15 protein-coding genes are annotated in these 13,341 nt (G+C 62.3%); 7 read left to right on the top strand and 8 right to left on the bottom strand.

From position 1 onward, the window contains the following. Positions 1 to 54 precede the first annotated feature (54 nt). The 4 genes from BFN67_RS01560 to glyA all read right to left on the bottom strand — a co-directional run bounded on the left by BFN67_RS01560 (position 55) and on the right by glyA (position 3,705). A complete protein-coding gene (locus tag BFN67_RS01560; protein WP_080917813.1) occupies positions 55 to 672 on the bottom strand; it encodes a riboflavin synthase in 618 nt (205 codons plus the stop codon). Beyond that, positions 672 to 1,805, bottom strand: a complete 1,134-nt coding sequence (gene ribD / locus BFN67_RS01555) for a bifunctional diaminohydroxyphosphoribosylaminopyrimidine deaminase/5-amino-6-(5-phosphoribosylamino)uracil reductase RibD (RefSeq protein WP_080917812.1) — start codon at positions 1,803 to 1,805, stop codon at positions 672 to 674. Before ribD ends, BFN67_RS01560 begins: the two co-directional genes overlap by 1 nt. Next, positions 1,802 to 2,266 (bottom strand): transcriptional regulator NrdR, encoded by a 465-nt coding sequence (gene nrdR / locus BFN67_RS01550; RefSeq protein ID WP_080917811.1) that lies wholly within the window; start codon positions 2,264 to 2,266, stop codon positions 1,802 to 1,804. The genes ribD and nrdR overlap by 4 nt, the downstream gene beginning before the upstream one ends. Before the next feature lie 125 nt (positions 2,267 to 2,391). Next, positions 2,392 to 3,705, bottom strand: a complete 1,314-nt coding sequence (gene glyA, locus BFN67_RS01545; protein WP_080917810.1) for a serine hydroxymethyltransferase — start codon at positions 3,703 to 3,705, stop codon at positions 2,392 to 2,394. A 26-nt stretch (positions 3,706 to 3,731) separates the two neighbouring features. On the opposite strand from glyA, the gene BFN67_RS24245 reads away from it, so the two are divergent. Then, positions 3,732 to 3,902, top strand: coding sequence for a hypothetical protein (locus tag BFN67_RS24245; protein WP_158083454.1), 171 nt, complete (start codon positions 3,732 to 3,734; stop codon positions 3,900 to 3,902). Between the two features lie 150 nt (positions 3,903 to 4,052). Here BFN67_RS24245 and BFN67_RS01540 read toward each other — a convergent pair whose 3' ends face one another. From BFN67_RS01540 to BFN67_RS01525, 4 genes are all read right to left on the bottom strand, one after another. Then, positions 4,053 to 5,306 carry a L,D-transpeptidase family protein gene (locus BFN67_RS01540; protein WP_080917809.1) on the bottom strand — a complete coding sequence of 418 codons (1,254 nt, stop codon included), beginning with the start codon at positions 5,304 to 5,306 and terminating at the stop codon, positions 4,053 to 4,055. A gap of 314 nt (positions 5,307 to 5,620) precedes the next feature. Continuing rightward, entirely contained in the window at positions 5,621 to 6,136 is a 516-nt protein-coding gene (ldtR, locus tag BFN67_RS01535; protein ID WP_080917808.1) for a transcriptional regulator LdtR, read from the bottom strand. Positions 6,137 to 6,341: 205 nt separating this feature from the next. Next, on the bottom strand, positions 6,342 to 6,764 hold the full coding sequence (locus BFN67_RS01530) for a DUF6163 family protein (protein WP_080917807.1): 423 nt from the start codon (positions 6,762 to 6,764) through the stop codon (positions 6,342 to 6,344). Next, the gene (locus BFN67_RS01525) at positions 6,761 to 7,804 is read right to left on the bottom strand and encodes an enoyl-CoA hydratase/isomerase family protein (RefSeq protein WP_080917937.1); all 1,044 of its coding nucleotides are present in this window, start codon (positions 7,802 to 7,804) and stop codon (positions 6,761 to 6,763) included. Before BFN67_RS01525 ends, BFN67_RS01530 begins: the two co-directional genes overlap by 4 nt. Before the next feature lie 143 nt (positions 7,805 to 7,947). On the opposite strand from BFN67_RS01525, the gene hemB reads away from it, so the two are divergent. The 6 genes from hemB (at position 7,948) to BFN67_RS01495 (ending at position 13,334) form a co-directional block, all read left to right on the top strand. Further along, positions 7,948 to 8,979, top strand: coding sequence for a porphobilinogen synthase (gene hemB, locus BFN67_RS01520; RefSeq protein ID WP_080917806.1), 1,032 nt, complete (start codon positions 7,948 to 7,950; stop codon positions 8,977 to 8,979). A 103-nt stretch (positions 8,980 to 9,082) separates the two neighbouring features. Next, positions 9,083 to 10,132 (top strand): aldo/keto reductase, encoded by a 1,050-nt coding sequence (locus BFN67_RS01515; protein ID WP_080917805.1) that lies wholly within the window; start codon positions 9,083 to 9,085, stop codon positions 10,130 to 10,132. Positions 10,133 to 10,181: 49 nt separating this feature from the next. Next, on the top strand, positions 10,182 to 11,444 hold the full coding sequence (locus tag BFN67_RS01510) for a multidrug efflux MFS transporter (protein WP_080917804.1): 1,263 nt from the start codon (positions 10,182 to 10,184) through the stop codon (positions 11,442 to 11,444). A gap of 36 nt (positions 11,445 to 11,480) precedes the next feature. Continuing rightward, the gene (locus BFN67_RS01505) at positions 11,481 to 11,837 is read left to right on the top strand and encodes a DUF423 domain-containing protein (RefSeq protein ID WP_080917803.1); all 357 of its coding nucleotides are present in this window, start codon (positions 11,481 to 11,483) and stop codon (positions 11,835 to 11,837) included. A 187-nt stretch (positions 11,838 to 12,024) separates the two neighbouring features. After that, positions 12,025 to 12,495, top strand: coding sequence for an RDD family protein (locus BFN67_RS01500; protein WP_080917802.1), 471 nt, complete (start codon positions 12,025 to 12,027; stop codon positions 12,493 to 12,495). An 80-nt stretch (positions 12,496 to 12,575) separates the two neighbouring features. After that, the gene (locus tag BFN67_RS01495) at positions 12,576 to 13,334 is read left to right on the top strand and encodes an arginyltransferase (protein ID WP_080917801.1); all 759 of its coding nucleotides are present in this window, start codon (positions 12,576 to 12,578) and stop codon (positions 13,332 to 13,334) included. Positions 13,335 to 13,341 lie beyond the last annotated feature (7 nt).

Raw genomic sequence — 13,341 nt, 5'->3', positions numbered from 1 at the left:
ACGCTGACCGCAAGCGTCCTCCTGCATCAACTTGGCTGGTTTGGTGTCGCGGCCTTACAGCCCCTCGCTCGCCGCCTGCGAAAGTCGTGCGGCGTAACGGGCCATGGTGTCGATCTCCAGATTGACCCGGTCGCCGACCTTGCGTTCGCCCCAGGTGGTCACGGTCAGCGAATGGTGGATCAAAAGCACGTCGAAGCGCGTGCCTTCCACCTTGTTGACCGTCAGCGACGTACCGTCCAGCGCCACCGAGCCTTTCGGCGCGATGAATTTCGCGAATTCGCGCGGCGCTTCCAAAATGAAGCGCACCGCCTCGCCTTCCTCTTCGCGCGCCACGATCTCGGCGGTGGCATCGACATGACCCGAGACGATGTGGCCGCCCAGTTCGTCGCCGATTTTCAGCGCCCGCTCCAGATTGATGCGCGTGCCCTTCCGCCAGCCGGACGCGGTGGAAAGGCGCAGCGCCTCCTCCCAGGCCTCGACCTCGAACCAGCGGGCATTCGAGCCCGCTTCGGGCAACGCGGTCACGGTCAGGCATACGCCGGAGCAAGAGATCGAGGCACCGATGTCGATCGTTCCAGGGTCATAGGCTGTCTCGATTCGAAGCCCCACCCCTTCATCGCGCGGCACGACCCGCGCGACCGTCCCGACATCGGTGACAATTCCCGTAAACATCAACCCGCCTCTATATCCCTGATCCATTCCGCACAGCTATCGTCACCGAAGCGCATGTCGCGCAGCTTGCGGAAACCGGCAGGAATGTGGGCGGCGTCCACGGGAGTTGCAATACCACCTTCGCCGATCTCCACTTCCCCTTGGAAAAGAACGATACGATCGACCAGTTCGTCTTCGAGCAGGGATTTAGCCACAGCCGCACCGCCTTCCACGAACAGGCTCGTCATGCCGAGCGCGGCGATATCTTCCAGCAATTCCGGCAGGGCGATATGGCCGTCATGTATCTCGGCACCGATAAAGCGTACGCCAAGCCGCTCGAACGCCGCCCGCTTCTGCGGATCGGCATCGTGGCCGACGACGAGATACAGCGGCACGCGCTCGATATCGGCAAGGAGTTTTGCATCCGCAGGCAGCCGAAAACGGCTGTCCAGTACGATTCGAACCGGCGAACGATTTTCGAGGCCGGGCAGCCGCACCGTCAACGCCGGATCGTCCTCCAGCGCGGTGCCGATGCCGACCAGGATGGCGTCGGCCTCCGCCCGCATCATATGCACGATACGCCGGCTGACCTCACCGGTAATCGCCACCTGCCCGGCGCCGCCACGACCGATCTTTCTGTCTGCCGAATATGCCATTTTGAGAATGACTTCAGGCCGCTTCTTCACGGAGCGGATGAGATAGCCTGCGAGATGATCGGCGGCCTCATCCGCCAACACCCGTTCGGTCACCGTCAGGCCGGCGGTACGCAGGATCGCATAGCCCTTGCCGGAAACACGCGAATCCGGATCGCTGGCCGCGCCGACCACACGCGTGATACCGGCCCGAACAAGCGCCTCGGCGCAGGGCGGCGTGCGGCCATGATGCGCGCAAGGCTCCAGCGTCACATAGGCGGTCGCGCCACGCGCCAGTTCTCCGGCTTCCGCCAATGCTTCGGTCTCGGCATGCGGCCTGCCGCCAATAGCGGTCACGCCGGTCCCTACGATCATCGGGCCGGAGCCGTCGTCGCGGACAATGATCGTGCCGACCGAGGGATTGGTGCCGGTGCGCCCGGCATTGCGGCGGGCAAGGCGAAGCGCGGCCGCCATATATCGGCGGTCAAGCGCCTCCTGCGCCACCGGGTCCGCGCTGGTCATTCGGCGTCCTCTTCGCCCTTCAGTTCGCCGAGCACGTCATGGAAGTCCTTGGCTTCGCGGAAATTGCGATAGACCGAGGCGAAACGGACATAGGCGACATCATCCAGCGATTTCAGCGCATCCATGACAAGACGGCCGACTTCCGCCGACGGAACCTCGGTTTCGCCGGAGCTTTCCAACTGGCGCACGATGCCGCTCACCGCCCGATCGATGCGTTCCGGATCGACGTTGCGCTTGCGCACGGCGATCTCTACCGAACGCAGCAGTTTGTCGCGGTCGAACGGCACCTTGCGGCCCGATTTCTTGACCACCACGAGATCGCGCAACTGCACACGCTCGAACGTGGTGAAACGGCCGCCGCAATCGGGGCATACACGCCGCCGGCGAATGGCAGTGCCATCCTCGGCGGGGCGCGAATCCTTCACCTGCGTGTCTTCGGACTGGCAATAGGGGCAGCGCATGATCGATGTTGCCTTACGTTTCTGGCGATAGCGAAGGCTTAAAGCCTTTCGGCGCGAGTGCAAATACGAGAACAGCCCCGCTATCGGGAGATAGCGAGGCCGCACAACAATTTCTATGCCGATGATCAGCCTTGGTAGGAATACATAGGGAAACGGTCCGTCAACGCGCCGACCTTCTTTTTCACCGCGGCTTCCACGGCCGCATTGCCCTCATCGGAATTGGCCGCCTTCAGCCCGTCCAGCACTTCGGCGATCAGATGACCGATCTCGCGGAATTCGGCCTGGCCGAAGCCGCGCGTCGTGCCGGCCGGCGTGCCGAGGCGAACGCCGGAGGTAACGAACGGCTTTTCGGGATCGAAGGGAATACCGTTCTTGTTGCAGGTGATGTTGGCGCGACCCAGCGCCTGTTCGGCCCGCTTGCCGGTCGCGTTCTTCGGGCGCAGATCAACCAGCATCAGATGGTTGTCGGTGCCGCCCGAAACGATGTCGAGCCCGGTTTCCTGGAGGCTCGATGCCAGCGCCTTGGCGTTGGCCGCGACATTCTCGGCATAGAGCTTGAATTCGGGTTTCAGCGCCTCGCCTAACGCCACCGCCTTGGCGGCGATGACATGCATCAGCGGGCCGCCTTGCAGGCCGGGGAACACGGCCGAATTGATCTTCTTGGCGATTTCCTCGTCATTGGTCAGGGTCATGCCGCCGCGCGGGCCGCGCAGGCTCTTGTGCGTCGTCGTCGTCACCACATGCGCGTGCGGCAGCGGCGACGGATGCACGCCACCGGCCACCAGGCCGGCGATGTGGGCCATATCGACCATCAGATAGGCGCCGATCGAATCGGCGATCTCGCGGAAGCGTTTCCAGTCCCAGATGCGCGAATAAGCGGTGCCACCGGCCAGAATCAGCTTCGGCTTCGTCTCGCGCGCCTTTTTTTCCACCTCGTCCATGTCGAGCAGATGATCGTCCTTGCGCACGCCGTAGGATACGACCTTGAACCACTTGCCGCTCATATTGACCGGCGAACCGTGCGTGAGATGACCGCCCGAATTGAGGTCGAGCCCCATGAAGGTATCGCCCGGCTGCAACAGCGCCAGAAACACCGCCTGGTTCATCTGGCTGCCGGAATTCGGCTGCACATTGGCAAAATTGCAGGAAAACAGCTTTTTCGCCCGCTCGATGGCCAGTTCCTCGGCCACATCGACGAACTGGCAACCGCCATAATAGCGTTTGCCCGGATAGCCCTCGGCATATTTGTTGGTCATGATCGACCCTTGCGCCTCCAGCACCGCACGCGAGACAATGTTTTCTGAAGCGATCAATTCGATCTCATGGCGCTGGCGGCCAAGTTCGTTGCGGATGGAGCCGAATATTTCGGGGTCCGCATCGGCAAGCGTGGTTTCGAAAAATGACGAGGAACCGTTCGAAGCGGCCGTTGCGATTGCCATGGCGTGACATCCTTGCTGCGAGGAAAATGCGTCGCGCCATTAACACGATTGGCCTTGCCTCGCCACGTTTGCCGCGCGAAATTTGCTGGCCCGATTGCGGCACCATGCTTGTCGGCGTGCCGCCTTTGGCACAAATGAAAAAGGGCCGCCCGAAGGCGACCCTCAAAACCTTGCTTACCCTAGTGTGGTGGATTTGAAATTCGTCGCACAATGAACCGAAGGCGCCGAACGAATTTCAAATCCTGAAACCACACTAGAGTCATATATTTGCTAGTGTTCCTTTCGAATCCGAAATTCGTAAGGCGTCTCTCGGAAATGATGCGAATTTCGGATTCGGGACACTCGCATCAAAGCGCCGAGGTCAATTCAAGTTCCTTGGCTCCATCCCAATGATAAATGTCGTCGCGGAACTGCACGACACCGGGACCGGTGGACCAGGCCGTGACGTAGAGGAAATGCACCGGCACCGGATTTGTCACCGGCACGGACTGGCTTTCCCCGGTCTTGATGGCGGCCTCAAAATGCTGGCGATCCCAGCCGGGCGTGTCGCGCAAGATCCAGGTGACAAGGTCACGCACATTCTGGACACGCACGCAGCCCGAGGAATCGAAGCGCATCAACTGCCCGAACAGGCTCTTTTGCGGCGTATCGTGCATATAGACGCCGTCGGGGCTCGGGAAATTGATCTTGACCGTCGCCATCGCGTTATTGGCGCCCGGATCCTGCCGAAAGCGATATTTCGCCGCCTCCTCAGTCGACCAGTCGATGGTCATCGGATCGACCTCGCTGCCATCCGGCGCGAACAGCCGGATATGGCTGTCCTTGAGGTAGTTCGGATTCTTGCGCATCAAGGGGATGATGTCCTTGCGTACGATCGAAACCGGCGCGTTCCAGTACGGATTGACGATGATCTCGTTGATCTTGGAATTGACGATCGGGGTCTGGCGATCGATCTTGCCGACGACCGCCGTATGGCGCGAAACCACGCGTCCGTTTTCCACCGCCTCGATTTCGGCAGCAGGAATGTTGACCAGCACGTAACGATCGCCAAGCTTGCCGACCTTATCGCGCAGGCGGCCGAGATTGGTCATCAATTGGTTGAGCCGGATCTGCGCCGGGACATTCATGGCGGCAAAGGTGTATTTGCCCGTCACGCCGTCGTCAGGCAGGCCGTGCCGTGCCTGGAAGCGCCGCAGCGCGGCATCGACATAAGAATCGAAGGACTGCGAAAAGCCGGCGCTTTGCGGCAGGTCGCCGCCGACCATCAAACGCTTGCGCAATGGCACGACGTCCGGGTCGACCACGCCGAGTTCGAGTTTCTTGGTATCGGGAACCTGCTGCCAGCCGCCCTGCGCGGCGATATTCTGGTATTGTCCGATGGCCTGTTCGGTGAAACTCACCGTCTGCGGGCTGAAGATCGGCAGCGTCGAAGCGACCTGCCCGCCATTGCTGACGCGGGCGTCGAACTGCACCTGCCAATCGCCGCGAGCGGTCGCGCCAAGCACGTCACCGAGGAAATCCTGCGCACGCGCCCTGCCTGCGATCGCGGTCGCTGCGAGCGTGGCTGCCCCGGAAAGAAACATACGACGACTGGTTTTCATGGACGTTCCAGACATTTCTGATGCTGTGCAATCGGCAATTCGGCAATCCGAATTGCCTGAACTGTACGGCCCCCAATCTTAACAATTGGCCAACCATGACGATATTCTCAACGCCGCAGAACCGGACGATGCCGGGTTCGGGCGCGGTACCGATCATCTCGCTTTCACCTGAATATGGCCGCAACGTGGCGCAGGTGCAAATCAATCCCCGATCCGCCCGGCCATCGGCGCGCGCGCCCAAAAAAGCTCAGGACCGATGCAGGGATACATCGGTCCTGACTGGAGGCATGAAGAAAACCGGCGCTTCGCCGGGCTTACATGCGATAGGCGATGGTGTCGTTCCAAAAGCGGTCGAGGCGCTGCAGGGCCTTGTTCATCTGCTTGAACTCGTCCTGGTTGATGCCGCCGACATGCTCGATCGAGCCGATATGGCGCTCGTACAGCCCGGCGACGACATCGGCGACCTCCTGCCCCTTCTCCGTCAGGCTGACCCGGACCGAGCGGCGGTCGATGCGCGAGCGCTGATGGTTGATGAAGCCGAGATCGACAAGCTTCTTGAGGTTGTAGGACACGTTGGAGCCGAGATAGTAACCGCGCGAGCGCAATTCGCCCGCTGTCAGTTCAGCTTCGCCAATGTTGAACAGAAGCAGCGCCTGGATCGCATTGATGTCGGAGCGGCTGTTGCGGTCGAATTCGTCCTTGATGACATCGAGCAGACGGCGATGCAGCCGCTCGACCAGTTGCAGCGATTCCATGTAGAGCATGCGGATCGACTCGCGGCGCTCGTCGGCAGCGTTGGCGGGCTTGGCAGCCTGGCTCGAAGTGTTCATTGTCTTTGCCTCTCGTTTGTCGCCTGGTGACTTTTTGTGTCTTTCACCTTGATCGCGACACTACCCAATACCTATAAAATTCGACTTAAACGCCAAGGCTAACAAGAGCTTACCGGTAACGACCTTGATAAGAGGCTTAACGAACGGTCACGCCGATCGGGAAAATTAACCTAAATAATGAGCGAATGGCCGAAGGCCCGCAAAACTACCGCGCGGCCTGCTTCTTCTGCCAATGAACGGCAAGACGCAGAGCGACGTAGACAATCGCCACGCCGCAATGCGTGAAGACGATCGACCAGTGCTGGCCGAAAAGCTGCGGCAGGCCGGCATACATGATGCACTCGGTCGCCGCGCACAAAAACCAGATGACCGGCCCCCACGACGCCAGCATCCACAGCCCCGCCGCCGCGAACGGGAAAAGCACGGCAAGCATGGAAGCGGCGACCTGCCAATGGACCGGCATCAGGTCGAAACGCCAGAGCGGGCCGGGATAGAAGCCGATCAGCCGCACCCAATAAAGAACGCCGAACAGCAGGCAATAAGCAGCAACGATACGCATGAACCAGGCGAGCGCGACCTCGCCCAGCAGAGGTCGAAGCACGACCGGATGGGCCGCATAGCCGTTCACAGCGTCAGTTCCCTGTCGCCCAATGGGGCAAAATAAGCGTCGATCTCAGCTTCGTCGACGTCTTCCAGCCGGGCCGGTTGCCAGGCCGGCGCCGTCCCCTTCTCGATAACGGCAGCGCGGATGCCTTCATAAAAATCGTGGCCGGCAAGCATGCGGTTGAGAATGCGGAACTCCATGCGCATGCAGTCATCCATGGAAAGGGCTGCACCCGAAGCAATTTCCCGGAACGCCACATTGAGGCTGGTCGGCGAGCGCGAACGCATCGTGGCGAGTGTCCTGGCCGCGAATTCATCACGCCCCGCCGCTTCTTCCAGGCTGGAGACCACGCCAACCAGGGAATCTTTGGAGAAATGATCGTCGATGGCGTCCAGAACCGCCTGTTCGCTCTCACGCGGCGCCGGAGCATGATAATCGGCAAGTACCGCATCCGGATCGCCGCTCTCGGCCAAGCTGGCGACGAAAGCTTCCTGATCCGCCGCCTTGATCGTGTGCGTGGCCAACCCCGACCACAGCGCGTCGCCATAGGGGATGCGGTTGCCGGTCAGGCCGAGATAGAAACCGAAATGGTGAGCCAGACGCGGCAGAAGATGGCTGCCGCCGACATCGGGAAAGAAGCCGATGCCGACTTCCGGCATGGCGAAAAGCGCGTTCTCGGTCATCACCCGATGCGAGCCATGGCCGGAAATGCCGACCCCGCCGCCCATGACGATCCCGTCGATCAGCGCAATGTAAGGCTTCTTGAGGCGCGCGATGCGGGCATTCAGCTGGTACTCCTCGGCAAAGAAGCCGACTGGCGGATTACCTCTGCCGCGCGCTTCATAGACCTGCACGATATCGCCGCCGGCACAGAACGCACGGCCCTCACCACGAACCAGCACCGCCGCGACACCATCGTCGGCCTCCCAGGCATCCAGCGCTTTGGCGAGACCGCGCACCATGGTGAGCGTCAGCGCATTGAGCGCGCGCGGCCGCGCCAGCGTGGCAATGCCGACCCTGCCCTGCCGCTCGAAGCGGATTTCATCGCCGCCGCCGAAATCCATGCGCACAAGAATCTCTCTCATCCCATCGGTTCATGAAAGTGCTAAAGACGGTGGAGGAATGCGTCAATGCCGCTGGCACAACCATGCCGCATTGGTCCCGCCCGGCATGCGTGATAGGAAGGCCGCGATCCCGGAGACACGCCATGAACAAATTCACTCCCGCCAAGCCAGCCGGCGCGCGCAGCGTCGATGAGATCACCGCCTCGCGCCGCCTGCGGCGCATGCGCAAGGCCGACTGGTCGCGCCGACTTGTGCGGGAAAACAGCCTCAGCGTGAACGATCTCATCTGGCCGATCTTCATCATCGAGGGCAAGGACCGGCGCGAACCCGTCGATGCCATGCCGGGTGTGTTTCGCCTCTCGGTCGATCAGGCGGTCAAGGAAGCCGAACGCGCCGCGAAACTCGGCATTCCGGCGCTCGCCACCTTCCCCAAGGTCGAGATGGGCCTGCGCGACAGGACCGGTGCCGCTATCCTCGATCCCGACAACGTCATCAATCGCGCCACCCGCGCCATCAAGGAAGCCGTGCCGGAAATCGGCATCATCACCGATGCCGCGCTCGATCCCTTCACCGACCACGGGCACGATGGCATCCTGCGCGACGGCATCATCGTCAACGACGAGACGGTGGAGCAGGTGACGGCGGCGGCCGTGCTTCAGGCGGCAAGCGGCTCCGACATCATCGCCCCCTCCGACATGATGGACGGCCGCATCGGCGCGATCCGCGACGCGCTCGACGCCAACGGTTTTCAGGACGTGGCAATCATGTCCTACGCAACGAAATTCCATTCCGCCTTCTATGGCCCCTACCGCGACGCCATCGGCACCGCCGGCCTGCTCAAGGGCGACAAGCAGACCTATTATCTGGATCACGCCAATTCGGACGAAGCGGTGCGCGAGGCCGAACAGGACCTGGCGGAAGGCGCCGACATGCTGATGGTCAAGCCCGGTCTGCCCTATTTGGATATCGTGCGCCGCCTCAAGGACGAATTCGCCATGCCGACCTTCGCCTATCAGGTGTCGGGCGAATACGCGATGGTCAAAGCCGCAAGCGCAAATGGCTGGATCGACGGCGAAAAGGTGATGCTGGAAAGCCTGCTTGCCCTGAAGCGCGCCGGCTGCGACGGCGTGCTGACCTATTTCGCCCCGCAGGTGGCCGAGGTGCTCAAGGGGTAATGCCCGTTCGATGACTTGAGCGGGCTATATACGGCGATATTTTATCCTACAATAACCCTGACGCACCTCAGCGCCTCTTTCTGTCCGCAATAGGAGGCATCCAATGGAATACCGCACGCTTGGACGTTCCGGCCTGAAGATCTCGACGCTGACCATGGGCACCATGACCTTTGGGGGAGCCGGCAAGTTCGCCAGGGTCGGCACCACCGACCTCGCAGGCGCGCGCCGGCAGATCGATCTTTGCCTCGACGCCGGCATCAATCTCATCGACACCGCCAATGTCTATTCGGACGGGCTTTCCGAGGAAATCATCGGCGACGCGCTCGACGGCAAGCGCAGGAACGACGTTCTGATCGCCTCCAAGGCGCGCATGCGGGTTGGCGACGGCCCCAATGACGAGGGCCTTTCGCGCCATCATCTCATCCGCGAATGCGAAAAAAGCCTGAAGCGACTGAAGACCGACGTCATCGATATTTATTTCCTGCACGAATGGGACGGCGTAACGCCGCTGGAGGAAACGCTCGCCGCGCTCGACACGCTGGTGCGGCAAGGCAAAGTCCGCTATGTCGGCTGCTCCAATTTTGCCGGCTGGCACATGATGAAAGCGCTGGGCATTGCCGGGCGCGACCGCTATCCGCGCTTCGTCACCCAGCAGATTCACTACACGCTGGAAGCGCGCGAAGCCGAATACGAGCTTTTGCCGATCGCGCTCGATCAGGGCCTCGGCGTGCTGGTGTGGAGCCCGCTCGCCGGCGGCCTGCTTTCGGGCAAATACAGCCGCGACAAGGCGACCGCTCGGCAATTGGCGGGCTGGCACGAACCGCCGATCCGCGATGCCGACCGGCTGTGGACAATCGTCGATACGCTCAGCGAGATCGGCAGGGAGCGCGGCGTTTCGGCGGCCCAGGTGGCGCTGGCTTGGCTGCTCACCCGTCCGGCCATCACCTCGCTGGTCATCGGCGCGCGCAATGAGGCCCAGTTCAAGGACAATATCGCCGCCGCCAGCCTGGCGCTGAGCGACGACGAAAAGGTCAGGCTCGACGCAGTCAGCCGCCCGCCCGCCATCTATCCCTATTGGCACCAGCAACAGACGGCGCACCGGCGCTTGGGTCCTGCCGACATCGTGGCCGGCCGCGAAGAAATACCCGAATGAGAAGACTGCATCACCGCGACCTTGCACGCCGGCGGGAGCGGACACCTGCATGACGGACACGACCTCGACCGGCGGCGCGATTGAGAGCGTCCATTGGCGGCGCAATCTGTTCGTCTGCCTCGGCGGCTCGTTCTCGACGCTGGTGGCAATGACGCTGCTGCTGCCCTTCCTGCCGATCTATGTCGAGGAACTCGGCGTCAAGGGCCATGCGGCCATCGTGCAATGGTCGGGCATCGCCTATGGCGCCACCTTCTTCGCCGCCGCTCTGGTGGCGCCGCTATGGGGGCGGCTCGGCGATCTTTACGGCCGCAAACTGATGCTGGTGCGCGCCTCCTTCGGCATGGCGGTGTGCATGTCGGCCATGGGGCTGGTGCAGAATGTCTGGCAACTGGTGGCGCTGCGGCTCTTGATCGGGCTCGCCGGCGGCTATTCCTCCGGCTCGACCATACTGGTTGCTATGCAGACGCCGAAGGACCGCTCCGGCTGGGCGCTCGGCACGCTGTCCACGGGCATTACCGCCGGCGCATTGGTCGGCCCGCTGATCGGCGGCATCCTGCCGCCGCTGATCGGCACGCGCGCCACCTTCTTCCTGTCGGGTGCGGTGATCTTCGTCGCCTTCCTCGCCACCACCTTCCTGATCAGGGAAAAAAAGCAGACGGTCGCGGAAGGGGGAAAAGCGGCCAAAGACGCGCCGAAAGGCGGCTGGGCGCAAATCCCCGACAAGCGGCCGGTGGTGGCCATGCTCGTCACCGGCATGCTGCTGATGTTCGCCAACATGTCGATCGAGCCGATCATCACCGTCTATGTTGCGCAACTGGTCGAGGATCAGAGCCGCGTCACATTGGCGTCCGGCATTGTGATGTCGGCGGCGGCGCTGGGCGCAATCCTGTCGGCGCCGCGCCTCGGCAAGCTTGCCGACCGCATCGGCCATTGGAACGTCATCATCGGCGCGCTGGCCGTTGCCGCCCTGCTGCTCATCCCGCAGGCCTTCGTCACCGAGAACTGGCAACTGGTCGGCCTGCGCTTTCTGATGGGACTGGCGCTGGGCGGGCTTGTGCCCTGCATCGTCAGCGTCATCCGCCATAACGTGCCGGACGGTGTCGGCGGCAATGTGCTCGGCATGTCGATCTCGGCGCAGTATGCCGGCCAGGTCGTGGGCCCGGTTTCCGGCGGCTTCATTGGCGGCCATTTCGGCATGCGCGCCGTCTTCCTCGGCACCTGCGTGCTGATGGCGGCGGGCGCGGCCTATAATTGGCTGGTGCGCACGCGCTTCACACAACAGGCCGCGCTTGCCGAGACCGGCGAAACCTGATTCGATCCGAAAAATAACCAGAATCGGACCGCGACAGTGCCAGAATCAAGCTACGCCAGCCGCCTGCTGATCCTCGCCGCCGGGCTTGCCGGTGCCGCCGGCGTGGCGCTCTCGGCGCTGGCCGCGCACAAGGGCGGCGCCTTCACCGGCACGGCGGCGAACTTCCTGCTTATACACGCGCCGGTCTTTCTCGCCGCCGGCCTGCTCGGCACTGGGCGCATGCTGCGCACCGCCTGCCTGATCCTGCTGGCCGGCCTGATCGTGTTTTGCGGCGACCTCTTGATGCGCGATCTTGCCGGCGCGCGGCTGTTTGCGTTCGCCGCCCCCATCGGCGGCACCTTGCTAATTCTCGGCTGGCTGGGCATCGCGCTTTCGGCACTCGCAAGAGCGTGATCCGGAGCGGACGCCGGTTTTTCCGAAAAGATCATGCTCAAACAACGAGATGAGAGCATGATATGCTTCAGGCCGAAATCATCCTGCTCTCAACGCCGGGCTTGATTTAGCCGCCCGCCCTCACCATTTTGCGGCGGATGGCTTCGCAACCTGCGGGCCGCAACAGAAAGACCGATTGGGAGAGCCCATGAACGCCCGCGTTCTCGACGGCGAGATCATCAATTCCAGGCTCGACGATGTTCGCGCCTATGACGGCGTGCGCACACGGCGCATCCTCGCCTGCATTGTCGACTATGTGATTATCGGCCTGCTCACCATTCCCTTTGCCATTCTGGTGTTCCTGCTTGGCGTCCTGACGCTCGGGCTGGGCTGGCTGCTCTACGGCATCCTCGTGCCAGCGGTCGCCATCCTCTATATCTGGAACACGCTGGGCAGCGCCCGTCAGGCGACCACCGGCATGCGCGTCATGGGCATCCGGCTGGAACGTCTCGACGGCAAGCCGCTCGATGCGCCCACCGCCGTCATCCATTCGGTGCTGTTTTGGGCCGGCAACGTCATCCTGACGCCGCTGATCCTTCTGGTGACGCTGTTTTCCGACCGCAAGCGCACTTTGCACGATCTTCTGCTCGGCACCGTCGTCGTGCGCGACGATCTCTGAGCCGCAGCCGTGCAAAGCCCTTGAATTTTTCTGCCATCACGCCAAGGTAGGGGTATTGGTGGCAGGCATCTTTCGACTCAATGACGCAGCACCCGACCCAGTCGCCGCAGTTTTTCCTGACAGCCCCTTCGCCGTGCCCTTATCTGGAAGGGCAGTTCGAGCGCAAGGTCTTCACCCATCTCGTCGGCGAGAAAGCGCCGGAGATGAACGACCTGCTCACCCAGGGCGGTTTCCGTCGTTCGCAGAACATCGCCTATCGGCCAGCCTGCGAGACCTGCCGGGCCTGCGTGTCGGTGCGAATCCTGGCGCAAGAATTCCAGCCCAGCCGCAACATGCGCCGCGTGCTTTCGCTCAATGACGATCTCGTCGGCACCATGCACGACGCCGAACCCTCGACCGAGCAATATTCGCTGTTTCGCGCCTATCTCGACGCCCGTCACAAACGCGGCGGCATGTCGGACATGACCGTTCTCGACTACGCCATGATGGTCGAGGACACCCATGTCGACACCAGGATCATCGAATACCGGCGGCGTGGGCCGGACACCTTCGTCACCGGACAGGGAAGCGGCGAACTGGTCGCCGTGGCGCTGACAGACCAGATGGCCGACGGGCTGTCCATGGTCTATTCCTATTTCGACCCGGAACTGGGCGACCGCTCGCTCGGCACCTTCATGATCCTCGACCACATCGAGCGCACGCGTGCCGCCGGCTTGCCCCATGTCTATCTCGGCTACTGGGTCAATGGTTCGCGTAAGATGAACTATAAGATGCGCTTCCAGCCGCAGGAGCATCTCGGGCCGAAAGGTTGGGAGCGCTATGCGCACGAAGCCGTCTGATCGGCTT

Source organism: Manganibacter manganicus, from assembly GCF_002075885.1.
Classification (GTDB): domain Bacteria; phylum Pseudomonadota; class Alphaproteobacteria; order Rhizobiales; family Rhizobiaceae; genus Mesorhizobium; species Mesorhizobium manganicum.
Note: the sequence above shows the minus strand (reverse complement) of the source record. Positions and strands in the feature narration are given on the sequence as shown.

Excerpts from the sequence above, each read along its gene's own strand:
- BFN67_RS01560 (WP_080917813.1), bottom strand. The coding sequence starts at position 672 with ATGTTTACGGGAATTGTCACCGATGTCGGGACGGTCGCGCGGGTCGTG.
- ribD (WP_080917812.1), bottom strand. The coding sequence starts at position 1,805 with ATGACCAGCGCGGACCCGGTGGCGCAGGAGGCGCTTGACCGCCGATAT.
- nrdR (WP_080917811.1), bottom strand. The coding sequence starts at position 2,266 with ATGCGCTGCCCCTATTGCCAGTCCGAAGACACGCAGGTGAAGGATTCG.
- glyA (WP_080917810.1), bottom strand. The coding sequence starts at position 3,705 with ATGGCAATCGCAACGGCCGCTTCGAACGGTTCCTCGTCATTTTTCGAA.
- BFN67_RS24245 (WP_158083454.1), top strand. The coding sequence starts at position 3,732 with ATGCGTCGCGCCATTAACACGATTGGCCTTGCCTCGCCACGTTTGCCG.
- BFN67_RS01540 (WP_080917809.1), bottom strand. The coding sequence starts at position 5,306 with ATGAAAACCAGTCGTCGTATGTTTCTTTCCGGGGCAGCCACGCTCGCA.
- ldtR (WP_080917808.1), bottom strand. The coding sequence starts at position 6,136 with ATGAACACTTCGAGCCAGGCTGCCAAGCCCGCCAACGCTGCCGACGAG.
- BFN67_RS01525 (WP_080917937.1), bottom strand. The coding sequence starts at position 7,804 with ATGGATTTCGGCGGCGGCGATGAAATCCGCTTCGAGCGGCAGGGCAGG.
- hemB (WP_080917806.1), top strand. The coding sequence starts at position 7,948 with ATGAACAAATTCACTCCCGCCAAGCCAGCCGGCGCGCGCAGCGTCGAT.
- BFN67_RS01515 (WP_080917805.1), top strand. The coding sequence starts at position 9,083 with ATGGAATACCGCACGCTTGGACGTTCCGGCCTGAAGATCTCGACGCTG.
- BFN67_RS01510 (WP_080917804.1), top strand. The coding sequence starts at position 10,182 with ATGACGGACACGACCTCGACCGGCGGCGCGATTGAGAGCGTCCATTGG.
- BFN67_RS01500 (WP_080917802.1), top strand. The coding sequence starts at position 12,025 with ATGAACGCCCGCGTTCTCGACGGCGAGATCATCAATTCCAGGCTCGAC.
- BFN67_RS01495 (WP_080917801.1), top strand. The coding sequence starts at position 12,576 with ATGACGCAGCACCCGACCCAGTCGCCGCAGTTTTTCCTGACAGCCCCT.